The sequence below is a fragment of the Roseospira goensis genome (assembly GCF_014197795.1).
Taxonomy (GTDB): Bacteria; Pseudomonadota; Alphaproteobacteria; order Rhodospirillales; family Rhodospirillaceae; genus Rhodospira; species Rhodospira goensis.
Window position 1 is genome coordinate 116,071 of record NZ_JACIGI010000002.1, and the last position, 25,903, is coordinate 141,973.

At 72.2% G+C, this 25,903-nt stretch carries 28 protein-coding genes; 16 read left to right on the top strand and 12 right to left on the bottom strand.

The window, feature by feature from the left end:
* Positions 1–107 precede the first annotated feature (107 nt).
* A complete protein-coding gene (locus tag GGD88_RS01490) occupies positions 108–317 on the bottom strand; it encodes a cold-shock protein (protein ID WP_184431075.1) in 210 nt (69 codons plus the stop codon).
* Positions 318–418: 101 nt separating this feature from the next.
* Positions 419–1,732, bottom strand: a complete 1,314-nt coding sequence (locus tag GGD88_RS01495; protein ID WP_184431076.1) for a DEAD/DEAH box helicase — start codon at positions 1,730–1,732, stop codon at positions 419–421.
* A 426-nt stretch (positions 1,733–2,158) separates the two neighbouring features.
* On the opposite strand from GGD88_RS01495, the gene GGD88_RS01500 reads away from it, so the two are divergent.
* Both GGD88_RS01500 and GGD88_RS01505 read left to right on the top strand, forming a co-directional pair.
* Complete coding sequence (locus GGD88_RS01500) at positions 2,159–2,578, top strand: ACT domain-containing protein (protein ID WP_184431077.1); 420 nt, start codon at positions 2,159–2,161, stop codon at positions 2,576–2,578.
* Between the two features lie 302 nt (positions 2,579–2,880).
* Entirely contained in the window at positions 2,881–3,279 is a 399-nt protein-coding gene (locus tag GGD88_RS01505) for a hypothetical protein (RefSeq protein WP_184431078.1), read from the top strand.
* A gap of 93 nt (positions 3,280–3,372) precedes the next feature.
* Here the strand turns inward: GGD88_RS01505 and GGD88_RS01510 are convergent, their stop codons facing one another.
* Positions 3,373–3,909 (bottom strand): peroxiredoxin, encoded by a 537-nt coding sequence (locus GGD88_RS01510; protein ID WP_184431079.1) that lies wholly within the window; start codon positions 3,907–3,909, stop codon positions 3,373–3,375.
* 149 nt (positions 3,910–4,058) lie between these two features.
* On the opposite strand from GGD88_RS01510, the gene GGD88_RS01515 reads away from it, so the two are divergent.
* Complete coding sequence (locus GGD88_RS01515) at positions 4,059–4,490, top strand: nucleoside deaminase (protein WP_184431190.1); 432 nt, start codon at positions 4,059–4,061, stop codon at positions 4,488–4,490.
* A gap of 5 nt (positions 4,491–4,495) precedes the next feature.
* On the opposite strand, the gene GGD88_RS01520 is transcribed toward GGD88_RS01515, so the two are convergent.
* The 4 genes from GGD88_RS01520 to hemN form a co-directional block, all read right to left on the bottom strand.
* Complete coding sequence (locus GGD88_RS01520; protein WP_184431080.1) at positions 4,496–5,788, bottom strand: serine hydrolase; 1,293 nt, start codon at positions 5,786–5,788, stop codon at positions 4,496–4,498.
* The gene (locus GGD88_RS01525; RefSeq protein WP_184431081.1) at positions 5,785–6,726 is read right to left on the bottom strand and encodes a site-specific tyrosine recombinase XerD; all 942 of its coding nucleotides are present in this window, start codon (positions 6,724–6,726) and stop codon (positions 5,785–5,787) included. Before GGD88_RS01525 ends, GGD88_RS01520 begins: the two co-directional genes overlap by 4 nt.
* An 81-nt stretch (positions 6,727–6,807) precedes the next feature.
* Positions 6,808–7,515 (bottom strand): formyltransferase family protein, encoded by a 708-nt coding sequence (locus GGD88_RS01530; RefSeq protein WP_184431082.1) that lies wholly within the window; start codon positions 7,513–7,515, stop codon positions 6,808–6,810.
* 72 nt (positions 7,516–7,587) lie between these two features.
* Positions 7,588–8,940: an oxygen-independent coproporphyrinogen III oxidase gene (gene hemN / locus GGD88_RS01535; RefSeq protein ID WP_184431083.1), complete on the bottom strand. Its 1,353-nt coding sequence runs from the start codon at positions 8,938–8,940 to the stop codon at positions 7,588–7,590.
* A gap of 110 nt (positions 8,941–9,050) precedes the next feature.
* Here hemN and otnI point away from each other — a divergent pair, with 110 nt between their 5' ends.
* From otnI to GGD88_RS01570, 7 genes are all read left to right on the top strand, one after another.
* Entirely contained in the window at positions 9,051–9,836 is a 786-nt protein-coding gene (gene otnI / locus GGD88_RS01540; RefSeq protein ID WP_184431084.1) for a 2-oxo-tetronate isomerase, read from the top strand.
* A gap of 101 nt (positions 9,837–9,937) precedes the next feature.
* Entirely contained in the window at positions 9,938–10,930 is a 993-nt protein-coding gene (locus GGD88_RS01545) for an Rpn family recombination-promoting nuclease/putative transposase (RefSeq protein ID WP_184431085.1), read from the top strand.
* A gap of 7 nt (positions 10,931–10,937) precedes the next feature.
* Complete coding sequence (locus tag GGD88_RS01550) at positions 10,938–11,336, top strand: DUF1491 family protein (protein ID WP_184431086.1); 399 nt, start codon at positions 10,938–10,940, stop codon at positions 11,334–11,336.
* A gap of 91 nt (positions 11,337–11,427) precedes the next feature.
* Positions 11,428–12,336, top strand: coding sequence for a type 1 glutamine amidotransferase (locus GGD88_RS01555; protein WP_246423494.1), 909 nt, complete (start codon positions 11,428–11,430; stop codon positions 12,334–12,336).
* A gap of 92 nt (positions 12,337–12,428) precedes the next feature.
* A complete protein-coding gene (locus tag GGD88_RS01560; RefSeq protein ID WP_184431087.1) occupies positions 12,429–13,763 on the top strand; it encodes an MFS transporter in 1,335 nt (444 codons plus the stop codon).
* A 13-nt stretch (positions 13,764–13,776) separates the two neighbouring features.
* The gene (locus GGD88_RS01565) at positions 13,777–14,484 is read left to right on the top strand and encodes a YfbR-like 5'-deoxynucleotidase (RefSeq protein WP_184431088.1); all 708 of its coding nucleotides are present in this window, start codon (positions 13,777–13,779) and stop codon (positions 14,482–14,484) included.
* Between the two features lie 21 nt (positions 14,485–14,505).
* Positions 14,506–15,093 (top strand): GNAT family N-acetyltransferase, encoded by a 588-nt coding sequence (locus GGD88_RS01570; RefSeq protein WP_184431089.1) that lies wholly within the window; start codon positions 14,506–14,508, stop codon positions 15,091–15,093.
* Positions 15,094–15,101: 8 nt separating this feature from the next.
* Here GGD88_RS01570 and GGD88_RS01575 read toward each other — a convergent pair whose 3' ends face one another.
* Genes GGD88_RS01575 through GGD88_RS01590 form a run of 4 tightly spaced genes read right to left on the bottom strand, consistent with a single transcriptional unit; the run spans position 15,102 to position 17,936 of the window.
* A complete protein-coding gene (locus GGD88_RS01575) occupies positions 15,102–15,788 on the bottom strand; it encodes a WbqC family protein (protein ID WP_184431090.1) in 687 nt (228 codons plus the stop codon).
* A complete protein-coding gene (locus tag GGD88_RS01580; protein ID WP_184431091.1) occupies positions 15,785–16,894 on the bottom strand; it encodes a class I SAM-dependent methyltransferase in 1,110 nt (369 codons plus the stop codon). Before GGD88_RS01580 ends, GGD88_RS01575 begins: the two co-directional genes overlap by 4 nt.
* A 26-nt stretch (positions 16,895–16,920) precedes the next feature.
* Positions 16,921–17,709 (bottom strand): SDR family NAD(P)-dependent oxidoreductase, encoded by a 789-nt coding sequence (locus GGD88_RS01585; protein WP_184431092.1) that lies wholly within the window; start codon positions 17,707–17,709, stop codon positions 16,921–16,923.
* Entirely contained in the window at positions 17,706–17,936 is a 231-nt protein-coding gene (locus tag GGD88_RS01590) for an acyl carrier protein (RefSeq protein WP_221236944.1), read from the bottom strand. Before GGD88_RS01590 ends, GGD88_RS01585 begins: the two co-directional genes overlap by 4 nt.
* Before the next feature lie 203 nt (positions 17,937–18,139).
* Here GGD88_RS01590 and GGD88_RS01595 point away from each other — a divergent pair, with 203 nt between their 5' ends.
* The 6 genes from GGD88_RS01595 to GGD88_RS01620 are packed head-to-tail and all read left to right on the top strand — an operon-like array spanning position 18,140 to position 25,067.
* Positions 18,140–19,741, top strand: a complete 1,602-nt coding sequence (locus GGD88_RS01595) for an amino acid adenylation domain-containing protein (protein WP_184431093.1) — start codon at positions 18,140–18,142, stop codon at positions 19,739–19,741.
* The gene (locus GGD88_RS01600; protein WP_184431094.1) at positions 19,738–20,409 is read left to right on the top strand and encodes a DapH/DapD/GlmU-related protein; all 672 of its coding nucleotides are present in this window, start codon (positions 19,738–19,740) and stop codon (positions 20,407–20,409) included. Before GGD88_RS01595 ends, GGD88_RS01600 begins: the two co-directional genes overlap by 4 nt.
* Positions 20,410–20,418: 9 nt before the next feature.
* Entirely contained in the window at positions 20,419–21,327 is a 909-nt protein-coding gene (locus tag GGD88_RS01605; protein ID WP_221236945.1) for a formyltransferase family protein, read from the top strand.
* Between the two features lie 55 nt (positions 21,328–21,382).
* Positions 21,383–22,450 carry a methyltransferase domain-containing protein gene (locus tag GGD88_RS01610; protein ID WP_184431096.1) on the top strand — a complete coding sequence of 356 codons (1,068 nt, stop codon included), beginning with the start codon at positions 21,383–21,385 and terminating at the stop codon, positions 22,448–22,450.
* Positions 22,450–23,439: a glycoside hydrolase family protein gene (locus GGD88_RS01615; protein ID WP_184431097.1), complete on the top strand. Its 990-nt coding sequence runs from the start codon at positions 22,450–22,452 to the stop codon at positions 23,437–23,439. Before GGD88_RS01610 ends, GGD88_RS01615 begins: the two co-directional genes overlap by 1 nt.
* On the top strand, positions 23,436–25,067 hold the full coding sequence (locus GGD88_RS01620) for a sulfotransferase (RefSeq protein WP_184431098.1): 1,632 nt from the start codon (positions 23,436–23,438) through the stop codon (positions 25,065–25,067). Before GGD88_RS01615 ends, GGD88_RS01620 begins: the two co-directional genes overlap by 4 nt.
* A gap of 29 nt (positions 25,068–25,096) precedes the next feature.
* Here the strand turns inward: GGD88_RS01620 and GGD88_RS01625 are convergent, their stop codons facing one another.
* On the bottom strand, positions 25,097–25,903 hold the full coding sequence (locus GGD88_RS01625; RefSeq protein ID WP_184431099.1) for a sulfotransferase: 807 nt from the start codon (positions 25,901–25,903) through the stop codon (positions 25,097–25,099).

Below are 25,903 nucleotides of genomic sequence, written 5' to 3' on the forward strand. Positions count from 1 at the left end.
CCGGCCGACGGAAGGGCGGACCTCTCCGTCGGCCGGTATCTACACGTTGCGCGGATCGCGATCACTCGGAACCACGCCGTGGGTCGGAGTGATCGCGTCGATTCGCGCTAGGCGACGCGCAGGTTCACGGCCGAGGACTTGCCGCGACGGCGGTCCACCTCGATCTCGTAGCTGACGCGCTGGCCGTCGCTGAGGTGCGCCAGACCGGCGCGCTCGACCGCGCTGATGTGCACGAAGACGTCGGGACCGCCCTCGTCCGGCGCGATGAACCCGTAACCCTTGGTGCTGTTGAACCACTTGACCGAACCCGTGTTCATGTCGGTCTCTCCTTTTCTTCGTGGATGAAGGACTGTCTTGGGGTGAAGGCGGAGCCCGGACGCCGCCGCGCGCGGCGGGGGCCGTCCGGGCGGTGAAGGACTCAGGCGCCGGCGGCGGCCGCGGCGGCCGGACGGGCGCGTGACCGGGACCGGCTGCGCCGACGCGGCGGGCGTCGCTCGGCCGGGTCGCGGGGCGCCGCCGCGCGCGACGCGGGCCCGGCGGCCCGACCCCGGCGCGATGCCTCGGCCGTCGTTTCGGCCATCGTCTCGGTCCTCGTCTCGACACCCGCGTTGGCGGCGCCGTCCGGGTCGAGGGTGCGGCCGATCAGGCGCTCGATATCGCGCAGCAGGCTGCGCTCCGCCGGGTCGCACAGCGAGATGGCGACCCCGCTGCGGCCGGCGCGGGCGGTCCGCCCGATGCGGTGCACGTAGGCCTCGGGCACGTTGGGCAGCTCGTAGTTGATGACGTGGCTGACCCCGTCGACGTCGATGCCCCGGGCCGCGATGTCGGTCGCCACCAGCACCGTGACCCCGCCGGCGCGAAACGCGGTGAGGGCGCGTTCCCGCTGGGACTGGCTCTTGTTGCCGTGGATGGCCGCGGCGGACAGGCCGGCCTCCTGGAGGTGGCGGTTGACGCGGTCGGCGCCGCGCTTGGTGCGGGTGAAGACGATGGCGCGCTCGACCGTGGGGCAGCCCAGCAGGTCGATCAGCACGCCGCGCTTGGCGGGGCCGTCGACGTGCCGCACCGACTGGTCGATGGTCTCGATCGGCCGGGCGGCGGGGGCCACGGCGACCTCCACCGGGTCGGTCAGGAAGTCGTTGGCCAGCGTCCGGATCGCCTTCGGCATGGTCGCAGACAGCAGCAGCGTGCGCCGCTGCTTCGGCACCGCCGCCATCAGCCGGCGGATGGCCGGCAGGAAGCCGAGGTCCAGCATCTGGTCGGCCTCGTCCAGCACCACCGTCTCGGCGGCGTCGAGGCGCACGGCGCCGGCGCCGAGATGGTCGAGCAGCCGGCCCGGGGTGGCGACCAGGATGTCGACGCCGGGCGCCAGGGCGCGCACCTGCGGTCCCGGACGGGCGCCGCCGATGACCAGCGCGGTGGTGTGGCGCACAAAGCGGCCGTGGTCGCGGATGCTGTCCGCCACCTGGGCGGCCAGTTCGCGGGTCGGCACCAGGATCAGCGCCCGACAGCCACGGGCCGGCGCCCGCCGGGGCTCGGTGGCCAGCCGGTGCAGCAGTGGCAGCACGAAGGCGGCGGTCTTGCCGGTGCCGGTCTGGGCGATGCCGACGACATCGCGACCGTCCAGGACGGTGGGGATGACGCGGGCCTGGATGGGCGTGGGATGGGTGTAGCCTTGCGTCGCGATGGCGCGCAGCACGGGCTCGGCGAGGCCGAGATCGGAAAACTGAGTCAAATGGGAACTTTCGTGGGCCGTCGACCGCGTCCGGGGCCGCGCGAAGCGGAGGCCGGGGGCTACACGGCAGCAGTCTCTTTCGGTGGCGCGCGCGCGGACCCGTCGCCGGTGGGCGGGTGCCTGTGCACCCCTGTCGTGGCCCCGACCGTCACGGATAGTCCGACACGGATGGTCGCCGGGACCGCCCCCCGCCGGCACTCCCCTTCCCTGAAGCAAGGTGCCTTCCACGCGCGGGACCATGCGGCCCTCCTGACCGCCTAGAGACCACAGATCCGGACCGCTGGCAACTGCTTTCTGCGTGCACCCGTTGCGGGGAGCGATCGGGCGGGCCACCATCACCGGGGCCGCCACGCCCCGGGGGCAGCCCGGAGATAGCCCCGGAGATCGCCCCCGGAGATCGACCAGGAGATCGACCAGGAGACCGTCATGCGCTGCTCCCCCGCCCTGACCCTGCATGTGCTGGCCGAACGCCTGGCGGTATGCCGGCTGCCCGGCTGGCGGCCGCTGCCCGACTGGGTGGACCTGACCGACCGGCTGGTCTCGGTGACGCGGTGCGGCGACGAACTGTCGATCGTGTGCGCCGAGACGCGGGTTCCCGTGGCGGCGGCCGAGGATTCGGCGCTGGAGGTGGTGCCGGGGTGGCGGGCGCTGCGGGTCGTGGGGCCGTTGGACTTCGCGCTGATCGGGATTCTGGCCGATCTGGCGTCCCGCCTGGCGGCCGCGGAGGTCAGCCTGTTCGCACTGTCCACGTTCGATACCGACCTGATCCTGGTGCGCGAGGGTGATCTCGGCCGCGCGGTGGCGGCGCTGGAGCACGCTCATACCGTGCTGCATGCGGGGGTCTGATGCGAATGGGGCAGACCGACTCGACCCCGCGGCACCGCTGCGGGGCCTGACAGGGGGCGTGCACGGGTCGGGTCGCGCGATCGCTCCGGTTCCGGCGGCTCCGAAAACGCGGTGCTTGGGCGACCGGCTTTGAGGCCGGAACGATAAAGCGGACCAAGTCGTTACCGAAAGTTCTTCATAAAGGTGTCGAAGTTGGGAGGGCGCCACCAGCCGTGGCGAGTCTTGACCCCTCGCCGGCCCGGCGTATGTTGAAATTGTAGGGTATTTGAGGCGGCTTTGCGCCGAAGTCAGAGGGGTCTGTCATGACGAGGAAGCCTGCTTTCGGTCGTCGGGCCCCGCTACGCCGGGGTGGCGTTGGCGGCGCGGCCGGGTCGACCGAGCCGACGCGCGCGGAGTTGGAGCGTGCCTACTCCGAGACCGAGGCGTTCGCCCGCGCCATCGTGGCCGCGGAGCGGCGGGACCGGCGGCCCGGGCTCAGCCGGGGCCTGCTCGGCGGCGTCGCCGCTGTGGCGGCGCTGGTGCTGGCCCTGCCGTATCTGGGCGGCGTCATCGGCGGCACCGGTGATGGGGCCGGCGAGACCCAGATGGCCGCCGTCGACGTCGAGGCCCTGTCGCCGTCGGAGTTGGCCGACCTGGCTCCGGCGGCCGGCGGCGCGGCGCCGTCGGCCCTCGAACGCTGGATGCGCGACCTGCTGGAGTGAGCGGCCGGCGCACCGGTGCGTAACTGGTTGGCCCGAGCCGCCGGGGCGGCCCCAGCGGCTCGGTCTCGCGCGCCGGGGCGGGAGAGCCCGGTGTCAGGCCGCAGCCTGGGCGGCGCGTCCGCGCAACCACGTCAGCATGGTGTCGGCATCGGAGACCTCGAAGGGGTCGGTCGGGCAGTTGTCGTCATAGCCCGGCTCGACGAACATCTTCTTGATCTCACCGTCTTCCACATACATGGAATAGCGCCACGAGCGCATACCGAAGCCCAGGTTGGACTTGTCCACCAGCATGCCCATCTTGCGCGAGAACTCGCCGTTGCCGTCCGGCAGCAGGAACACCTTGTCGGCGCCCTGGCTCTTGCCCCACTGGTACATGACGAAGGCGTCGTTGACCGACAGACAGACCACCGCATCGACGCCGAGCGCCTGATACTCTTCGTACAGCTCCTCATAGCGGGGCAGGTGGCTGGTCGAGCAGGTCGGCGTGAAGGCGCCGGGCAGCGCAAACACCACCACCTTGCGGCCGCCGAACAGCTCGGCCGTGCTGAGGTCCTTCCACTCGAACGGATTCGGGCCGCCCAGGGCCTCGTTGCGGACGCGGGTCTTGAAGACGGTGTGGGGAACGCGCATGAAACCCTCTCTTTCGTGATGGTGTTGTGCAGGTGCGAGATGCGCCACACCCTGACGGCTCTGCGGCGCCAGGTAAAGCAAAACAAACCGAACGGATTGATCGCTTGAGTCTCTTGAAACGCAGCGTCGGGCGCTCGCCGGGCGACGCCATGGCGCTGGCCTTGGCCGAGGCCCGGGCGGCGGCGGCCCGGGGCGACGTCCCCGTCGGCGCCCTGGTGCTGGATCCGGCGGGCGCGGTCCTGGCGGCGGCCGGCAACCGCGTGGAGGCCGACGCCGACCCGACGGCGCATGCCGAGATCCTGGCGTTGCGGGCGGCGGCGGCCCGGCTGGGCACCCCCCGGCTGGTCGGCTGCACCCTCGTGGTCACCCTGGAACCCTGCGCCATGTGCGCGCAGGCGGCCGCGCTGGCGCGGGTGGACCGGCTGGTGTTCGGCGCCTACGACCCCAAGGGCGGCGGGGTCGAGCACGGCGCCCGGGTGTTCGAGCGCGCCACCTGCCACCATCGGCCGGCGGTCGTCGGCGGTGTGCGGGAGAGCGCGGCGGCGGACCTGCTGCGCGCCTTCTTCCGCGATCGGCGGTAGATCGGTTACCGCATCGACCGGCGCAGGCGCTGCACCGCCTCCATGGCGGCCCACATCATCTTGGGGCTGCGCACCAGGCAATAGTCGCCGCGCCCCCGGCGCTGGCGGCAGATGGAGCGCGCCTGGCCGGGGGAGAGAGCGGCCACGAAGGCGTGATGGCGCACCAGCCCGCCGCTGCCGACCGGTGCCGTCAGCGGCTTGCCGCCATAGACCCGGGCGGCCCGGGTGGCCAGGCTGCGGGCCTGACCGCGGCTGCGGAAGCTGCCAAGGGTGACCGCCCAGCCGCCGGTGTAGAGGCCGCCGCAGCCCTCGACGTCCGGCGCCGGCAGCCCCCGCAGCGGCCGGGGCGTGGTCAGGTGGGCCAGCCGCAGGGGGCCGCCGGGCGGGGCGACCACCGGCGGCGGCGTGCCGTCGGCCGCCGGGCCGCTACGTTGCGTCGCCGTCTCGACGTAGGAGAGGCGGGCGAAGCCGGCGTCCATCAGCCGTTCGATGGTGGCCAGGCAGTCGGCGCCCGAGGCCGCCCCCATCACCACCGCGATCACCCGCCGGCCGTCGCGCATCGCTGTGCCCGCCAGGTTGTAGCCGGCGGCGCAGGTGAAGCCGGTCTTGAGGCCGTCGGCCCCGTCGTACGCGCGCAGCAGCGGGTTGTAGCTGCGCAGGGACCGTCCCCGGAAGGCGAAGGGGTCCACCGCGAAGGCGTCGAAGCGGTCGCGGTGGTCGCGCCACAGCGCGACGGCCAGCCGGGCCATGTCGCGGGCCGTCGTCACGTGGGCGTCGTCAGGCAGGCCGGAGGCGTTGCGGAAGGTGGTGCGGGTCAGGCCCAGATCCGCGCGCGCCACCCGGGTCATTTCGTGAGCGAACAGGGGTTCGGTGCCGCCCAGCAGTTCCGCCACCGCGACCGCCACGTCGTTGGCCGAGCGCGCGATCAGGGCCGGGATGGCCTCCGCCACCGTCAGGCTGTCCCCCGGCGCCAGGCCCAGCTTGACCGGATTGGCCGCCGCCGCCGTGGCGGAGATCGGCACCGGCGTGTCGGGCGTGACGGTCCCGGCGTCCAGCGCCCGGAACAGCATCAGGACCGTCATCATCTTGGTCAGCGAGGCCGGGTAGCGCAGGTGGTTGGGCTTGTGCGCGTCCAGGACGACGCCGCTGGCGGCGTCGACCACCACAGAGCTGGTGCGGTCTTCGAAGGCGCGCGCCGGCGGCCCGGCCGCCAACAGTGCCAGCACCGCCAGCAGCCCCAGCAGCAGCACCGCCAGCCCCCGCGCGGGGCGCCGGCCCCGCGGGAGCGCGGGACTCACGGGACCTCCCCGCCGCCGTCCGTCGGCGCCGGGGTGGCGGCGAGCGGATGGTGGTCGGTCACGAGGGCGCGCAGGCGCGCGTCCAGCACATGGGTGTAGATCTGGGTGGTCGAGATGTCGGCGTGCCCCAGCATGGCCTGGACGCCGCGCAGGTCGGCGCCGCGGGCCAGCAGGTGGGTGGCGAAGGAGTGACGCAGCACATGCGGCGACAGCCGCGACGGCGGCAGCCCGGCCCGCACCGCCAACTCGCTCAGCATCTTGGCGAAGCCGTCGCGGGTCAGGTGGCCGGCGGCGGCGCGCGACGGGAACAGGAAGCGCTGACCGGCGGCGCGGGCGCGGCCCGTGGGCGCCAGGAACGTCTCGCGCACCGGCAGATAGGCCCGCACGGCGTCGCGGGCCGGCTCGCCGATGGGCACGACGCGTTCCTTGTCGCCCTTGCCGCGCACCAGCAGCATCGCCGGGTCGCGCGCTACCGCCGCCAGCGGCAGACCGACCAGTTCCGAGACCCGCAGCCCGGCGGCATAGACCAACTCCAGCAGCGCACTGGCGCGCAGGCCGCGCGGCCCGTCCCAGGCCCGGGCGGCGGCCAGCAGGCGCTCCACCTCGGCCTCTTCCAGCATTCTGGGGAGGGCGCGGTCGCGCCGCGGCGCATCGAGCACGTCGGCCGGGTTGTCGGCGCGCCGGCCCTCGGCGGCCAGGAAGGCGTAGAACTGGCGCAGGGTGGCGCGCCGCCGGGCTGCCGTGCGCGGCGCCATGCCGCGCGCCGCCTGGTCTTGCAGAAACCCGCGCAGGTCGTCGGTGGTGGCGCGCGCCAGCGGCCTCGCCCCCAGGAAGACGGCCAGGGCCTCCAGGTCGCGCCGGTAGGCGTCCAGGGTGTGGGGCGACGCGCCGCGGTCGACCGCCATCATCTCCAGGAAGGTCTCGACGTGTCGCGACATTCCGGGCCGCCCCCCTGTCGTGTCTGCCCGCTCCACGAAACCCCATCCGGCGCGGCCTGTCCAGGGGCGCGGGCCACCGCGTCACCCCACGGGGCGGCCGCCGCGCACCACCGGGGCGTCGGGGTGCTCCGGCTCCAGGCGGAACCAGCGCCCGAACGCGGGCAGGCGCAACGCATGGTGCGGTCCCTCGCCGACGGCGCGCAGGCGGCGGCGGAACTCGGCCTCGGGGATGTCGGGGGGCAGGCGGCACAGGGCGTCGAAGTCGGCCCGGCGCCGAGCCGGGCCGCCCCAGGCGGCGCCGATGGGCGGCAGCGGGCGCGACAGATCGGCCAGCGCCGGGGCCATCGTGCCCAGCAGGTGACGGGCCAGGCGACGGCTCAGGGTTTCCAGGGCCAGCCGGTCGAGGTCGGGGGGCAGGTCGATCTCGTTGGCGCCCACGATGGGGCCGGCGTCGACCTCGGACGTCATCTCGTGCAGGGTCACGCCGAAGGTGCTGGCCCCGTCGTACAGGGCGAACACGGCCGGGAACAGCCCGGGATAGGCCGCCGGCCCCGGGTGCAGGTTGTAGGCCGGGCCGGCCAGCGCGGCCAGCACGTCGGCCGGGACGATGATCGGCGAGCACACGGAGAGAAGGCGGGCGTCCGGATGCGCCGTGACCGCATCACGCAGCGCCGCCCGGTCGCACACCGGCACGATGGTCAGCGCCGGGTCGGCCGCGCGCAGGGGCGCGGCCGCCTCGGCCTGCTCCTCCGGCGGCGCCAGAAGGAGGAGGGTGGGGGGCGATGTCATGGGGCGTCCTTTTCCGGTCCGCGCCGGTCCCATGATAGCGCGGATCGCGTCCGGACGCCGTCGGTTCGGTTCCTACACCGCCTGACTGTGCCGCTTCTCGCCCACGTTCAGGTACTGGTCGAACTTGGCGGCCACGGCGCGCACCAGCGGCCGGCCCAGCTCGGTCACCCGCAGGCGGCCGCCGTCGCGGATCACCACGCCGTCGCTCTCCAGGTCGGCGAGCTGGTCCAGTTCGCGCTGGAAGTCCGACGCCTTGGCGCCGTACTCGGCCGCCACCGTCTCCAGGTCCACGCCCATGTCGCACATCAGGCGTTCGATGATGGCGCGCCGCAGCTTGTCCTCGTGGCTGATCGCGAGGCCGCGGGTGATCGGCAGGATGCCGGCGCGCACCGTGCGCTTGTAGGCGCCGATCTCACCTTGATTGCCGACGTAGCCCTGCGGCAGCGACCCGATGCCGGAGGCGCCGAAGGCGATCAGCGCCGGTGCGGTATCGGTGGTGTAGCCCTGGAAGTTGCGGTGCAGGGCCTGCTTGTTCAGCGCCAGTGCCAGTTCGTCGTCGGGGGCGGCGAAGTGGTCCAGGCCGACGGTAACGTACCCGTTGTGGGCGAAGCGCTTGGAGCCGTTGATGTACTGGCTCCAGCGTTCGGGCACGCTGGGCAGCGCGTCCTCCGGGATCATCTTCATGTGGGTGCGCATCCACGGCACATGCGCATACCCGAAGTACGACACCCGGCGCGGCTTCAGGGCCAGGGCGCGGTCGATGGTGTGTTCGATGCTGGCGGTGGTCTGGTAGGGCAGGCCGTACATCAGGTCCATGTTGATGTCGGTGATGCCGTGCTTGCGCAGCCAGTCGATGACCTGGGCCACCATGTCGTAGGGCTGGACGCGGTGGACCGCCTCCTGAACCTTCTCCTCGAAGTCCTGCACGCCGATGCTGGCGCGGGTGACGCCCACCTCGGCCATCGCCTGCACGTAGTCCTCGGTGGCGGTGCGCGGGTCCATCTCCACCGCGATCTCGGCGCCGTCGAGCAGAACGAAGCGGTCCTTCAGATGCCGGATCAGGCGGGTGAAGTCGTCCGCCGACAGGATGGTGGGGCTGCCGCCGCCGAAGTGCATGAACTTGAAGCCCATGCGCGCCGGCAGCGTCTCCGCCACCAGGTCGATCTCGGCCAGCACGGCCTTCAGGTAATCGGCGATCGGGTCGTACCGCTTGGTGATCTTGGTGTGGCAGCCGCAGAACCAGCACATCTCCTCGCAGTAGGCGATGTGGGTGTAGAGCGACAGCGGGGTGGCCGGGTCCAGGTCGCGCAGCCAACCGGCGTAGGTCTCGGGGCCGACCTCGGGCGAGAAATGCGGGGCCGTGGGGTAGGAGGTGTACCGCGGCAGGCGCAGATCGTACTTCGCGGCGAGGTCCTGTATGGTCATGATGGTCCGTCCATGCTGTCCCGATGGGCCCTACTGTACCGCGCCCGGGGGCGCAGAATACCTATATTTTCCGGATTGTCGCGCCGGTCAACAGGGAGCGTCCGCCCCACATGCCCCGCTTCGCCGCCAACCTGTCGATGCTGTTCACCGAGGTCCCCTTTCCCGACCGCTTCGCCGCCGCGGCCGGGGCCGGCTTCCGCGGCGTCGAGTGCCAGTTTCCCTACCAGTACGCCGCGGAACACCTGGCCGACCTGGCGGCCATGAACGCGCTGACGATGGTCCTGTTCAACGCGCCGCCGGGCGACTGGGCGGCCGGCGAGCGCGGCCTGGCGGCGCTGCCGGGGCGCGACTCGGAGTTCCGCGACGGCGTCGAGCTGGCGCTGGACTACGCCGACATGATGGACTGTCCGTGCCTGCATGTCATGGCCGGCGTGGTGGCGGAGGAGGACTGGGCGCCGGCGCTGGACACCTACCTGGACAACCTCGCCGCTGCCGCCGACATGGCCCGCGACCATGGCGTCCGGGTGCTGATCGAGCCGATCAACCCGGTCGACATGCCGGGCTACTTCCTGACCCGGCCGGAGGACGCGCTGCGGGTGATCGAGACCCTCGATCACCCGAACCTGGGATTGCAGTACGATATCTACCATGCCCAGATGGAGCGCGGCGCCCTGACCGACACGCTGGAGGACGCCCTGGACCGCATCGGGCACATCCAGATCGCCGGGGTGCCCGGCCGTCACGAGCCCGACGCCCGGGGCGAAGTGAACTGGCGCTACCTGTTCGGACTGCTGGATGCTCACGGCTATGATGGCTGGGTCGGGTGCGAGTACCGGCCGCGCGCCGGCACACTCACGGGCCTGCGCTGGGCGAACGACTGGGGAATCGGCGGGTAGCGGGCGGGTCGCCGCGCGTAGGCGCGGGCGCAACGCTTGTCGCCGCCTCGGCGGCGTGCTGATATGGTTGCTGTTCTCTGGCAATAGCACCTATTGTTCTTATGTCCGCCGCCGGCTCTCCCCCCGACAATCCGCACGACACCTTGGTGCGGGCGTTGCTGTCGAATGCCGGCGACGCCGCAACGCTGCTGCGCGAGCACCTGCCGCCGGAGATCGCCGCGCGCCTCTCCGGGACACCGCCGGTCCTGCTCGATGGCAGCTTCGTGGACCCGCACCTGCGCCTCAGTACCAGCGATCGACTGTTCGGTGTGGCCCTGAGAGGAGGCCGGCCGGCCTTGCTCTACGTCCTGATCGAGCACAAGAGCGCGCCGGACCGGGCGACACCCCTGCAGCTTTTGCGCTACATGGTGCGGATTTGGGAACGTCATCTCCGGTCCCATCCGGATCAGATCGGGCGCCTGCCGCCGATTCTGCCTCTGGTGCTGTACCATGGCCGCCCCCCGTGGCGCGTGCCGACCGCCGTCATCGACTGCCTCGACCTGGACGACGCCCTGCGACCTCTGGTCCAGGACTTCCGCTACACCGTTCGCGACCTCGGCCGTCTGCCGCCGGAGGCGCTGTCAGCGGTGCCGCACATCCGCGCCGTGCTGATGGCCCTGCGTCTCGGAACCGGGGAACCGGCCAGGCTGGAACGGCTGGTGGAGATCGTCGCGGCGCTCCCCGACGAGTCCCTGTTGGAGGCTCAGGTGGTGCGGTATATCGTGGCCATGATCGGCAGCCTGACGCCACGCGACTGGCACCGCGTGGCGGCGCTGGCCAAACCGCAGCGGGAGGAGGCCATGGTTTCTCTGGCCGCACAGGAGTGGATCGCCCAGGGGCGCGAGACGGGGTTCGCCCAGGGTCGCCAGGAGGGTCGCCAGGAGGGCCGTATCGCCGTTCTCTTGGCGGTTCTCGAGGCGCGCTTCGGGCCGCTGGACGCGGGCCTCCGGCGCCGCCTGGCCGGGCTGACACCGGCCGAGGTGGATGCCCTGGTGCCGCGCGCGGCCACGGCGGCGCATCTGGACGACGTGTTCGATCCGCCGGCGACGGGGTGAGCCGCGGATGGCCCGTCTGACCGCCGGCCTGCGCGCGCGCGCCATCCTGCGCCTGGTCGAAACCGGGGGCGGATTCGGCGCCGTGCTGCGCCGCGGTGACGAGACCGCGGGCGATCTGCTGCTCAAGCTCCGCGACCCGGCCGGCGTCGTCGACCTGTACGCGCCGGCGACCGCGCCGGACGGCACCGCGGCGTGGCTGCGTCTGGGCCGACCCGGCTTCCCGGACGAGGCCGCCGCGGAGGCGGCCGTGGCGCGGGCCGTGGCCCGCGACCCCGACCTGTGGGTGCTGGAGCTGGAGCCGGCGGCGCCGGGCTTTCCGCTCCCCGAGCCGGTTCTGGACGCGCCCGCCGCGCTGGACCCGAGTCGCGCGGCGGCGGAAGCCCTGTTCCGCGCACGGCGCGCTTGATCGCCCCGCGCGGCTCAGGCATCGTCCGCCCGGTTCGAGCGGTGGCCACAGGGTGTGGCCGAGCCGTGCGCTCAGGTGCTTGGCAGACGTGATGACAGACGATCCCCTGGCGGCGGTCCGTCCCCTGGATGGGCCGCCGGTGCGTTTTCTGGTGGTGGAAGGCAACCCGGCCGCGATGCGACGCGCGGTCGAGGAGGCGGGCGGTACCGTGGCCTGCGCCATCTACACCCGCGTCCTGCTCGCGCTGGCGCCGCCCGGGTCGCGCTGCGAGACCGTCTACGCCGGCGATCCCGGCGCCGAGGCGCTGCCCGAGGGCCTGGACTGGGACCAGATCGACGCCGTCGCCTGCACCGGGTCCGCCCTGAACCTCTACGACATGACGCCGGAGGTCACCCGCCAGCTCGCCCTGTCGCAGACCGTCTTCGAGACCGGCCGGCCGTACTTCGGGAGTTGCTGGGCCCTGCAGGTGGCCGCGGTAATCGCCGGCGGCACGGTGGCCCCCAACCCGCGCGGCCGCGAGGTCGGCCTTGCCCGCAAGCTCACGCTGACCGAGGCAGGCCGCGCCCATCCCCTCTACCGCGGTCGGCCGCCGACATTCGACGCCGTGGCCATCCACACCGACGAGGTGACGGTCGCGCCCCCGGGGCTCGTCACCCTGTCGGGGAACGCCATGAGCCCGATCCAGGCGGCGGAGGTCCGGCACGGCAACGGCGTGTTCTGGGGCGTGCAGTATCATCCGGAATTCGATCTTCACGAGATCGCGCGCTTGATCGCCCGCTACCAGGACGGCCTGATCGCCGACGGCCTGTTCGCGGATCGGGATGCGGTGGACCGCTTCACGGCCGAGGCCGAAGCCCTGGCCGCCGCGCCGAGGCGGCGTGATCTGGCCTGGCGCCTTGGTGTGGACGGCGATGTGCTGGATGCCGACACCCGGTTGACCGAGGTGCGCAACTGGATCAAGCATCAGGTGCTGCCAGAGCATCGCGGCCGATCCGCCTGACCACGCGCCGCCCGGGCAGACCCGGCCGCGTCCTTCTTTTCCTTTCCCTCGTCGCGCGGGCCGGCCGTGCCCGCGCCCCGGAGCATGCCGTCATGTGGCTCTCGTTCCGTTCCGTCGCGTCCCTGCTGATGGGCGTGTCCATCATGTTTGTCGGGCACGGCCTGCTCGGCACGCTCCTTGGCGTCAATCTGGCCGCGGCCGACCTGCCCTCGACCGTCAGTGGCGTGGTCATGGCGGGCTACTTCCTGGGCCTGTTGCTGGGCTCGGCGCTGGCCATCCACGTCATCCACCGGGTCGGGCACATCCGCGCCTTCGCGGCCCTGGCGTCCACCTTCTCGGCGGCGGCGCTCGCGCACGCCTTTTTCACCGATCCCATCGTGTGGGGCCTGTTGCGGGTGGTGGCCGGCTTCTGCATGGCCGGCCTGCTGATGTGTACCGAAAGCTGGCTGAACGAGCGCGCCACGCGGGAAACGCGTGGCACCATCCTGTCGATGTACATGATCGCCACCTATCTGTCGCAAGGCGTGTCGCAGTTCCTGCTTCAGGTGGGCGAGACCACGGGTTACGTCCTGTTCGCCCTGGTCTCCATCCTGCTGTCGCTGGCGCTGGTGCCGGTGGCGCTGACCAAGGTGCCGGGGCCGGCGCTGCCGACGCCGCGCCGTTTCGGGCTGGCCAAGCTGTTCCGCATCTCGCCCACCGGCGTGATGGGCAGCCTGGCCTCGGGTCTGGCGATGGGGGCCTTCTACGGCGTGGGGCCGCTGTTCGCGCGCCAGATCGGCCTCGACCTGTCGGGCACGGCCGCGTTCATGTCGGCGGTGATCCTGGGCGGGCTGGTGCTGCAATGGCCGCTGGGCTGGATCTCCGATCGCTTCGACCGCCGCCCGGTCATCATCGTCGCCTGCCTCGCCATGGCGGCGGTGAGCGCGGGGCTGGTGGCGCTGGGCTTCGCCCCCATGGACCTCAACCGCGCGGAATGGCTGGCCGCCCTGCTGGCGCTGGCGGCGCTGTTCGGCGCCCTGTCGAGCACCCTCTACCCGCTGGCGATCGCGCTGGCCAACGACTGGATCGACCCGCAGGACATGGTGCCGGCGAGCGGCGGCCTGCTGCTGGCCTACAGCCTGGGCGCGGTGGTGGGGCCGATCGTGGCCTCGGTGCTGATGGACGGGGTCGGGCCGTCCGGGCTGTTCTTGCTGGTCACCGTGGTCGGGGTGGCGATGGCCGCCTTCACCCTGGTCCGCATGCAGATGCGCGAGTCGGTGCCGATGGAGGAGCAGGCGCCGTTGCAGGTCATGCCGCGGACGACCGCGGTGGCCTATACCATGCTGCCCACCGAGGACGAGGACGGCCAGCTCTGCTTCGACTTCGACGCGCCGCCGCCGCCGGCCAACGAGCCCGAGACGCCGGCGGCCGCCGACCAGGCGGCTTGAGGCGGGGGGCATCATGGACCGTCCCCGTCCGCGCCCCCGACCCGGCACCGGCCGCCGGGCCGCGCAACCGGCGCCGCCGCCGCCGACACCGCCCGAGACTCACGCCCGGCTGGCGGCGCATGCGCCGCGCACCTGGCAGCGCATGCTGTCCGGACGGCGCCTGAACCTGCTCCAGCCGTCGCCGCTGGACATCGAGATCGGGGACATCGCCCTCGGCCTGGCGCGTAACACGCGCTGGAACGGCCAGACCACGGGCGATCACGCCTGGTCGGTGGCGCAGCATTCGGTGGTGGTGGCGGACATCACCCGGCGTCTGATCGCGCCCCGGCGCGATAGCGAACTGGAACTGGCGGCGCTGCTGCACGACGCCTCGGAGTATGTCACCCACGATCTGATTACGCCGCTGAAGGCCGTGGTCGGCGACGTCTTCCGGGAGGTCGAGGACCGCCTGATGGTGGCCGTGCACCTGCGCTTCGGGTTGCCGCACCGGCTCGACGTGGCCCGCAAGGCGCTGGTCAAGCGCGCCGACCACATCGCCGGCGCGACCGAGGCGGTGCAGCTCGCCGGCTTTGCCCCGCACGAGGTGAAGGGCGTCCTGGGCATCCCTGAGAAGCCGTGGCCTCATCTGACCCTGACCCCGATGCCCTCGCGGGCCGCCGAGTGCCTGTTCCTGGAGACCTTCGAGGCCATCGACGCGCGCTTCCGGCTGGAGCGACGATAGGGGAGGGAGGAAGGAGGCCCCATGACCGTGACCCTGCGTGCCCTGACCGGCCCGGACCTGGACGCCGCGCTGCCCAATCTGGCGCGGCTGCGCATCGCCGTGTTCCGGGACTTCCCGTACCTCTACGACGGCGACGAGGCCTACGAGCAAGGCTACCTGCGCACCTACGCCGAGACCCCGGGCGGGGTGCTGGTGGCCGCCCTGGACGGCGACCGCGTGGTGGGCGCGGCGACCGGCGTGCCGCTGGCCGGGGAGCCGGCCGAGCTCCGCGAGGCCGTGGCGGCGGCCGGGATCGACGTGGCCGGGACGTTCTACTTCGGCGAGTCTGTGCTGCTGCCGGCCTATCGGGGCCAGGGCATCGGCGTGCGCTTCTTCGAGGCCCGCGAGGCCCATGCCCGCGCCCAGGGGTTCACCCTGGCGGTGTTCTGTGCCGTGGTGCGGCCGGCGGACCACCCGCGCAAGCCCGCCGACTACGAACCGCTGGACGCCTTCTGGCGGCGGCGTGGCTATGCCCCGCTGCCGCGCGTGCGGTGTACCTTCTCGTGGCGCGATCTGGACGAGGAGACGGAGAGCCGCAAGCCCATGGCCTTCTGGGGCAAGCCGCTGTAAAGGCGCGGTTACGGCGCGGCCCCCGCTGGCCCGCTCTGGGCGCGGATCTCGGCCGCCACCTGCTCTGCTGGCGCGTCGGCTAGGCGTTGCAGGATGCTGTCATAGGCCCCGGTCCACGGGGGCAGGACGCGCAGCGCGACACCGAAGGCAGCGAAGGCCGCCGGGTCGTACAGGCCGGCGCCCCCGGGCGCGTTGACGTAGTGGGTCGCCCCCAGGCGGGCGCAGACGGCGAGGATGCGGTCCGGACCGCGCAGCGGTTCAGGCAGCGCCAGGGTACTGGAGCGCACCACGGGCGTGGTCAGGCCCAGGCGCGCGGCGGTGCGCCCGAGCTGGGTCTCCAGGTAGTCGCGCATCAGCGGCCGGCCCGCGGTCCCCGACAGCAACAAGTCTTCGGCCAGGGCGGCGCCGGCCTCGGTGTGCATCAGCGCGAACGCGCGCAGGGCGGCCCGCAGGCGCTCGGGGGCGTCGGCGGCGAGCCGGATGCTGTCGAGGCGGGCCTGCCACGGCGGGCGCTCCAGCGGCAGGGTCAGCCAGTCCAGCGTCCCGGCGTGCGTGCGCAACCGGTTGCGGTGGACCCAGCCGCGGCGCGGGAACTGCACGCAGTCGTAGATCACGAACAGGTCGGCGGCCGCAAGCAGCCGGAAGTAGCCGGCATAGGGTACGAAATACGGCTGCATGATCGCGACCGTGGTCACGGGGCCGGGGGCTCCGCCGCTGCGGCCCGGCGCACGAACAGCGCCCCGCCGCAGACCAGGGCGCGGTCCCAGGGCGGCGCCGGGTCGGCCGCGCCCGCCAGCAGCGCGTCGCCGACGCGGCGCGGGCCCGCGCCGTGCAGCCAGGTGTAGTCGTCGAACACGACCCAGCCGCCCGGCATCAGGCGGCGGCCCCACAGCGCCCAGTCCTTGCGCACGGCCGCGAGGTCGTGGTTGGCGTCGATGTGCAGCAGGGCGATGCGGCCCGCGTAGTCCGTGGCGCCGAACAGGGGTGTCTCGATGCGCGGGCTCCGCTCATAGACCGCGAACGCCTCCGTCGACGGCAGGCGCAGGTGATTGAGCCGCCCGCCCGCCAGCGGCCGCATGTTCAGATAGTACCCGTCCGCCAGTCGGTCGTAGTCCCACAGGATGCAGATGTCGCGCAGGAGGGCCGGACTGTCGTGTTGCAGGGCGGTGTCGTGCGTCCAGGGATCGACCGTGAGAACAGTGCTGTGGCCCGAGAGATGCGCCGCCAGCACCAGGGCGCTGGCCGACTTGCCCATCAGGGTGCCGATCTCCACCAGATCGCCCGGCGGGGCGGTCGCGGTCAGGGCGAACATGGCGGCGAGCTTGACCTCGTGGCTCTCGCCGTAGATGTGGCCGGCGGTGCGCAGCATGGCCGCCAGGGTCCGCCGGTCCGGTAGCGCGCCCCCGTCGGCCCCGTCGCACAGCGTCGCGAGGAGGGGGTGCAGGGCGGCGGCGCGGGCCAGGTCGTCGCCCACCGCGGCGTTCTGGGCCGCGATCGGGTGCGGGTTGACCAGAGTCAGCGGCACCGCCCCCGCCGCGATCAGGCGCGACAGCGCCGCATGCACCACCGTGACCGGCGCGAACACGTGGGTCAGGTCGTGCCGCGCCGCCAGCTCGCGCACCGCGGCGGCGAAGCCGACGTCATGGACCGAGGGCAGCCGCTCCCAGAGCGGAAAGGCGGCGGCGGTCTCGTCTTTCGGCAGCGAGGCCGCGCCCACCACTCGCTCCCCGCGCGCCGCCGCGTCCCGGGCATAGGCGCGCGCCGCCGGGACGGTGGAGGGAAACACCAGGGTGCCAGCCATCGCGTCGGCCCTCCCGCGTGCCGGGCTCACATCACCAGGCCGCCGTCCACCCGCAGCACGGTGCCGTTGATGTAGCCGTTCTCGATCGCCTGCTGCACCGCGAGCGCCACCTCATCGGCCGTGCCCAGGCGGCGCAGAGGCACTTCGCCGGCCACCTCGGCCACCCGCGCCCCGGTCAGGGCGGCGTGAGTCGAGGGGGTGTCGGCAAAGCCCGGCGCGACGCAGACGGCGCGGATGCCGAGCGGTCCCAGCTCCCGCGCCCAGGTGGCGGTGAGCGCCTCGATCCCGGCCTTGGCCGCCGCGTAGGCGCTCTGGCCCGGGTTGCCGCGCGCGCAGATGGAGCCGATGGAGACGATCACGCCCTTCAGACGCCTGCGGGCCATGCGCTCGGCGACGCTCATTGTGACGGCATGCACGGCCGTCAGATTGGTGGCAATCACGGTGTCCCAGAGCGCCAGCCGCTCCGCCCGCGTGGTGCGGCGCAGCAGGTCCACCAGGGGGGCGTTGCGGATCAGGCCGGCGTTGTTGACCAGGATATCGAGGCCGTCCAGGGCGTCGAAGGCAGTGCCCACGGCGGCGTCGGCGGCGTCGGCGTCGGTCAAGTCGACGGGGACGGTGACGACCGCCGGGTGGTCCGCCCGCACGGCCTCCAGGCCGGCGGTGTCGCGGTCGAGCACGGCAAGCGCGGCCCCGGCGGCGGTCAGCCGGTCGACGATGGCGCGGCCCAGCCCCTGGGCGCCGCCGGTGACCAGGGCACGGCGGCCCTCCAGAGGGGGGGGCACGGCGGGGGCCACGGTGGGGGGCGGGGTCGTCACGGGGTGACACCCTTGCGCCGCAGCACCGCGGCGATGGCGCCGTAGCTGGTCATGGCGGCGATCTCGTCGCCGTCCAGGGTCAGGCCGTACGCCTCCTCCAGGGAAACGATCAGGTCCATGTGCTTGAGCGAGTCCCACTGCGGTAGGGTGCGCATCGACGCGTCGTCGTCGATGGCGTCGACGGGCAGGCGCAGGACCTGGGACATCACGGAGCGCAGAGTGGGCATGCGCGGGTCCTGAACGGGCCGGGGGCTCGTGACAGCCGAGCCCCGCGGCGACGGTGCGACATGCGGCGGATCGTATGGGGCCGCCCGCGGGGGGTCAAGCCGCCGTCCCCCGGGCGTTGCGGCGGGCGCTTAACGCGCTGGTAAGCCCCGCCTGCTAGGGATGAGACTCCCCTCGCGGGCGGCGTGTGGAGCGGTATCCCCCGATGACGGCCTTCCCCTACATTCACTCAGTCGGGCAGCGGTTCGCGGCCGTGGCGGCAGCGGCGCCGGCGCGGCCCGCGCTGGCGTTCAGCGACGGCCGCGTCCTGCGCTATGGGGACCTCGCCGCCCTGAGCGGGCAGGTGGCGGCCCTGCTGCACCATCACGGCGTGCGGCGCGACGACGCGGTGGCGCTGCTGCTGGAGAAGAGTCCGGCGGCCTATGCGGCCATGCTGGGCGCCCTGCACCTGGGGGCACCCTATGTCAATCTCGACCGCACCAGTCCGGCGGTGCGGCTGGCCCGCATCCTGGACCGCTGCCGGCCGCGCGTGCTGCTGGTCGACGCCGCTCCCGAGCCCGATCTGGCGGTGGCGGCCCGCGACCTCGGCATCGTCATTCTTGGTCCCGATGTCGCCGGGATGGCCGCCGCCGCGCCGCCGCTGCCGGCGGACCGGGCGACGCCGACGGGGACGACGCCGGCCTACCTGATGTTCACCTCCGGCTCGACCGGCTTTCCGAAGGGCGCGGTGATCCCCCACGCCGCCCTGTTGAACCTGGCCGCCTGGGCGGCCGAGACCTTCGCCCTGACCCCGGACGACCGCCTGACCAACGTCAATCCGCTGTACTTCGACAACGCGGTCTTCGACGTCTACGCCAGCCTGCTCACGGGCGCCTGCCTGCATCCGTTCACGCGCGACGAGACCGCCGAGGCGCGCGCCCTGGTCAAGGCGGTGGGCGCGGCGGGCTGCACGGTGTGGTTCTCCGTGCCGTCGATGCTGATGATGCTGACCACCCTGCGGGCGATCGCGCCGGGAGACCTCGCCGCCCTGCGGCTGGTGATCTTCGGCGGCGAGGGTTACCCGAAACCGGAACTGCGCAAACTGTACGACCTCCTCGGCGGTCACGCCCGACTGGTCAACGTCTACGGCCCGACCGAGTGCACCTGCATCTGCTCGGCCCATGCGATCGGCCCGGCCGACTTCTCGGACGGGACCGGGCTGGCGACCCTGGGGCGGCTGGCGCCCAATTTCGAGCCCCTGATCCTGGACGGCGACCGGCCGGTGGCCCCCGGCGAGACCGGCGAGCTGTGCCTGCGCGGCCCCCAGGTGGGCCTGGGCTACTGGCGCGACCCGGCGCGCACCGCCGCCGCCTTCGTGCCCAATCCACTCCACGACCGCTATCCCGAGACGATCTACCGGACGGGAGACCTGGTGCGGGCGGACGCCGACGGCCGGTTGTGGTTCCGCGGCCGCGCGGACAACCAGATCAAGCACATGGGCTACCGTATCGAGCTGGAGGAGGTGGACGCCGCGCTGTACGCCGTCGCCGGCGTGCGCGAGGCCGCCGCCGCCTACGTCCGCACCCGCGCCGCCTGGGGCCACATCGTGGCCGCGGTCAGCGGCGAGCCGGGGCTCGCGGAGGCCGGGGTGGTGGCCGCGCTGCGTGCGCGCCTGCCGCCGTACATGGTGCCCGACCGGGTGCGGGTGCTGGAGCACCTGCCCAAGAACCGCAACGGCAAGATCAGCCGGCCCGACGTGCGGGCGCTGTTCCTGCCCGACGCCGCCGGCGTCGCCCCGACCGCCGCCCCCGAGGAGAACGCGGGATGACCGATATCGTGCTGTTCGGCACCGGCATGGTGGCCGATGTGGTGGCCGCCACCATCGCCCGCGCCGGCCGTGACCGGGTGGTGGCCCATACCGTGGATCGGGCGGTGCTGACGGCGCCGGAGCATCGCGGCCGGCCGGTGTGGCCGTTCGAGGAGATCGAGACCCACGTGCCGCCGGACCGCGCCCGGATGCTGGTGGCCGTGGGCTACCACGACCTGAACGCCCTGCGCGCCGCGCGCTGCGCCGATGCCCGCGCCAAGGGCTATGAACTTGCCAGTCATGTGGGCGGGGCCGGCGCCGATCCCACGGTGACGGTGGGCGGGAACGTCGTCGTGCTGGACGGCGCGGGGTTGCAGCCCTATGCCTCGGTGGCCGAGGGCACGTTCGTGTTCTCGGGCGCCACCGTGGGCCACCATGCGAGCGTGGGGCCGTTCTGCTGGGTGACCTCCAACAGCGTCATCAGCGGCGCCAGCACCATCGGCGCCCGCTGCTTCCTGGGTCTGGGCTGCGTGATCGGTCATCGGGTGACGGTGGGCGACGGCTGCGTCGTCGGCGCCGGCGCCCGCCTGCTCAAGGACGCCGCGCCGGACGGCGTCTACCTGGAGCCCGGGACCGACCGCTTCCGGCTCGACACCCCGCGCTTCCTGCGCATGACCCGGCTGGCGTAGGGGGGCGGGGTGACGGGCGAGATACAAGCCCCGAGCGCGGCGCGCGCCCCGGATAGCGCCACCCGCTTCCTGTGCGTGGGCAATCGCGGGTTCGTGTATGACCGCATGATTGCGCTCGGACTCACCCTGTGTCCGCCCATCGCCGTCGAGGGGTCGTATTTTCACAGGGCCTTGGAGGCGTCGGGGCAGGCGTTCCGAACGGTGCGGCGCAAGGCCGCGTTGCTCGACCTGCTGGCGCGGCGCGACTTCGATGTCCTGGTCTCGAACGGCTGCCCATTCATTCTGCCCGCCGGGGTGATCGACGATCCGGCGCGGACCTTCGTCAACGTGCATCCCTCGCCGCTGCCGGACCTGCCGGGTGTCGACCCGGTGCCCGGGGCGCTGCTGTTCGGGCGTGATTCGGGCGCCAGTTGCCACGTCATGGATGCAGGCATCGACACCGGCCCCCTGATCGCGCGCGAGGTGATCCCCTACGATCCGGCATTCGACGCCGACCTTTTGTACCACCTTTCGTTCCGGGCCGAGGTGGCCGTGTTCGAGCGCGCCTTGGCACGCGGGTTCGCGCCGGACCCGGCGCTGGCGGCGAGCCATGTCGGCGACATTCGGTCCTACATGCGGCGCGAGGCGGACCTGTGGCTCGACTTTGCCGAGGCACCGGAGGCGATCGCCCGCCGCGTGGCGGCCTTCAGCAATGCGGCCCAGGGTGCGCGGCTGCGCGTGGGTGAGGCCACCGTGGTGGTGCGCCGCTGTGCCGTTGTGCGCAACGGGTTCCTGACACGCACCTTCGCCGCCTGCAGCGACCGCACGGTCGTGCTGCGCTATGGTCCGGGGGTGCTGGTGCGGCGGGCCGATGCTTTCCTGAGGCTGGATGGGCTGGAAGGCGACACGGCCGACCTGGCGCCCGGGGTGCGGGTATGACCGCGGCGGAGTCTTAGGCCCCGGACCGGGGGACGGTGGAAGGAGCGAGGCTAGCATGCGCAGTTCGGCCCTGGAATGGTTGCGGGACCCGCAGGACGGTCGGCCGCTCACGGTCGCCGAGGGCGCCACCATCGTCGATGGCGTCCTTGTCGAGGGCGAGCTGGTGGGGACGATGCGGCGCTATGCGATCCGGGACGGGGTGCCCGACCTGGCGCCCGATGAAACCCTGTTCGGAACAGCCCGGTTCGCCCGTGGCTACTACCGCGGGATCGCCGACAGCTATGATGAGACTGTTCATGTGACGTTCGATCTTTACGGGGATACCGAGGACGGGTTCCGCGAGACTCTGGTGGACCGTCTCGGGGTCAGGCCCGGAGACCGCGTCCTCGAACTCTCGGCGGGAACAGGGCGGGATTCCGAACGCCTGCTGCGCCGGCTGGGCGCGCACGGCCATCTCTGGCTTCTCGATCTGTCCCCGGACATGCTGCGCCACGCGGCCGATCGCCTGCGGGACGCCCCGGTGCCCGTGGATCTGTGCGTTGGCAACGCCGCCGCCCTGCCGTTCGCCGACGACGCGTTCGACGCCCTGTTCTGCTTCACCGGCGTCGGGCATTTCCCCGATCTGCGGCGCGCCCTGGCCGAGATGGGGCGCGTCGTGCGGCCCGGCGGGCGGGTCCTGTTCTGCGAGAAGAACGTGCCGCCCTGGCTGCGGGATACCACGTACGGCCGCATCCTCATCAACAACAACCCGATGTTCGCTGATCCGGTCCCTTTGACAGATCTGCCAGTATGCGCCCGAAACGTGCGCGTCCAGTGGCTGCTCGGCAATGTTCATTACGTGATCGACTACGACGTGGGCGAGGGGGAGCCGGTCGGGAACTTCGACCTGGACCTGCCCGGCTATCGCGGCGGGACCTTCAACACCCGCTACTACGGCCGCCTGGAGGGGGTCACCCCGCAGGCCAAGGCCCTGTACGAGCGCGCCGCCGCGGCGCGCGGCGAAAGCCTGCATGCCTGGCTCGACCGCGTCGTGCGTTCGGCGGCCGAGGCCGACCTGTCCGGTGACGGGGATGCCGGGCCGGTCGCCGGGGACGAGGCCCCGACCGGGCCGGGAGCCGGGTGATGCGCTGGCGCAAGCTTGGGCGGGTCTTTGTGCCCGACCCCCGGTCCTGGATGCACAGCTATGCCCAGACGCCGACGCCGTTGGCGGTCGGGGACCGCATCCGCGTGTTCCTGGGTTGCCGCCCGCGCGCCCGGGTGGAGGGCCTTCCGGTGGCGCGCGTCGCCTTCGTGGACCTCGACCGGTCGAAGCCCACGCGTGTTGTCGACGTTCACGACGGACCCGTCCTCAATCTGGGCGAGACGGGCAGCTTTGACGAGTTCGGACAGCATCCCATCACCGCCATGTGGCGGGGGGGCGAGGTCTGGCTCTACTACGTGGGCTGGACCCGCATGGTGTCGGTCCCCTTCAACCGGGCCATCGGGCTCGCCATCAGCACCGATGGCGGGCGCTCCTTCCGGCGCTACGGCCGCGGTCCGATCATGGGACCGACCCCACGTGAGCCGTTCCTGCACCAGGGGCCCGCCGTCCGTCGCTTCGAGGACCGCTGGCACATGTGGTACCTGGGCGGCCTTCGCTGGGTGAGCGACGGTGGCCGTCCGGAAGCGATCTATCAGGTCATGCACGCGACCTCGGACGACGGGATCGCTTGGCGGCGGGAGGGCGTGCCCATCCTACCGACGGTGTTCGCTGACGAGTGCCAGGCCGGGCAGGCGGTGATCCACCGCGGCGGCCTCTACCACATATGGTTCTCGTATCGCCCGGGGCTCGACTTCCGCAACGCCGCGCGGGGCTACCGGATGGGGTACGCCTGCTCGGCGGACCTGGCGACCTGGTCGCGCGACGATGCCCAGGCGGGGCTCGACGTCTCGGCGGCGGGCTGGGATTCCGAGATGGTGGGCTACCCCAACATCCTGGAAGACGGCGCCCACACTTGGCTGTTCTATTGCGGAAACTACTTCGGGCGCGACGGCTTCGGCGTCGCGGAGATGGTCGAGGGAGAGGATCCGTCCCCCGGAACCCTTGGTGGGATGAAAAGGCAGGTGACATGACGGGCGCGATTCCCCGCCGGAAGGTGTTCGGCGTCGGCTTCATGAAGACGGGCACGACGACCCTCGAAACGGCACTGGAGCAGTTGGGCTACAGGGTCTGCAAGGGGCACTGGAACAACAACCACACCAACTACCTGATTGCCCAGGCCCTGAGCGGCCACGCCGACGAATGCATCCGCTTCGCTCGCAACTACGACGCCTTTTTCGATGCGCCGTGGGGCGGGACGGATCTGTACCGGTCTTTGCACGCGGCTTTCCCGGACGCCAAGTTCATCCTCAATACGCGCGACCCCGCAGCCTGGGTCAAGTCTGTGCTCGCCATGGACCTTGCGTTCGACCCCGATCCGGAGACGTGCCTGGACACCGTCTATGACCGAGGCTCCTATGGCCATGTCTTCTATTTGAACACGTTCTTCGGGATTCATAGCCTCGCGGAGGCGCGATCCAAGCTGTATGAGACGTACGTCGCGCACACGGCGCGGCTGCGGCAGTTCCTCCGGGACGTCGGCGCGGACGTCCTGGAGATCGACGTGACCGCGGGCCAGGGATGGGAAGTCCTGTGCCCCTTCCTTGATCGGCCGATCCCGGACCGCCCGTTCCCGAGGCGCAACGTCGGCGCCGTGGTCAACCCGATCAACCGGGCGCGCGGATCGGCGTCGCAGCCACCGCCCGCGCCCGCAACGACGGCCGCCACGCCGGTGGCACCCAAGACCATGGCCGACGTCAAGGTGGTGGTTTACATGGGCCTGTACCGCCACGAACCGTTCGTCCGCGAGGCCCTCGACAGTGTCTTCGCGATGGACTACCCGCACCCGGACAATGTGCGCGTGGTCATCTACGACGATGCTTCTCCCGACAACAGTTGTGATGTCGCAAAGAACTACCTGAACGAGACGGCGCGGCCGTTCCCGTGGCAGCTTCATCGCAGCGACGAGAACCTCTGTGCCGGACAGACCAACCTGATGCTCCGGTCCTATCCGGCCGACTATTACGTCATCTGCTGCGACGATGATGTCCAGACCCCCGATCGTCTGCTGACGGCGGTCGAAACCCATCTGCGCACCGGGGCGCTGGTCGTGAGTGCGAACGCCAATCTGATCGACGAACGCGGCGCCTTCCAGGGCCTGCGACAGGCGCCGGACGCCGCCGTCGCGGCGCCGACGCTGGCCGAGTTCCTGAAGGCAGGGTCCATCGCCACCTGTTTTGGGGCCGGGCAGAGCTACGCGCGCCGAATCATCGACGTCTTCGGCCCGTTTCCGGAGACGATCCGCAATCTCGACGTCATCGCCCCGTTCCGCGCCGCCCTGCTCGATCCAGAGGGGGGCAACGCCTACATACGGCGCCCGCTGGTGTTCTGGCGCCAGCATGCCGCGATGATGACGCTGAAGGCCGCTGCGCGCACCGGCGACGACCCCTTGCAGAAGGCCATCGCTGAAGAGCGCTGGCACGCCAACATGGTCGGCAATGTGCTGGCCATGCTGGACGACACCGCCCGCCTGAAGCAGGTGCAGCCGCAGCGGGACGTGGGACCGATCGTCAATGCCCTCGTGAACCGACAGGTCGCACTCACCCGACGCTGGACCCGGCTGCGCCACGACATGGCGCGCCAGGGCATCGGGCTGTTCTGACGCGGCCGATCGGTCGGTCGCTGGTCCGCCTACGCCGCGTAGCCGAACAGGGCGCAGACCTCGTGATACAGCGGGCTGGTGTCGAAGCGGTGCCGCGTCTCCGGGTCCAGCGGGCGGCGCTCGGGGGCCTCGATCACCGCCAGCCCGCCGCCGCGCGAGGGCTGGTCCAGGTCGCCGGTCACCCGCCGGTTGGCCGCCCAGCGCTGCGGCCAGGCTGGATCGCAGGGCACCGCCAGGCGCCGGCACAGGGTCTCGACCCAGGGGTGGGGATCGGCGACCAGATCCTCGTAGCGCATCACGCCGAGTGGCGCCACCAGGCGGGCGAAGCGGGCCAGGCCGTCCAGGTAGTGGTCCAGCGTCAGGGTGCGGCTGAGCCCGCGCCGGGTCATGGCGCTCTGCCACTGGTCGATGGGGTGGCGCACGGTCACCACCAGGGGCACGGTCCAGCGCGGGGCCAGCACGGCGGCGGTCGTGAGGCGGTAGGCCGGGTCCGTCAGCTTGGGGACGCCGTGGAAGTCCAGGTGCGTCCAGTCCCGCAGCACCAGGACGCGCCCGCGCGCCGCCGCCCGCGCTTGCACCAGCGCCACCGCCTCCCGGAACGCCTCGGCCGGGGGCAGGCCGGCCAGCCGGTTCACCGCCGACGCGTCCGTGTCGTCCACGAGTCCGTGCCAGGCCTGCGCCTGTGCCAGCACCGGGCCGGGGCCGGCGCGCGGGTGCACCTCGCTCAGCAGCACCACAGATTCCATGCTCCCCAGGATGCGGGCGATCAGCGTCCCGCCGGTGCGCGCGAGGTGGCACAGCAGGCGCGGGGCGGTGAGAGCGGGCGCCGGCGTCAT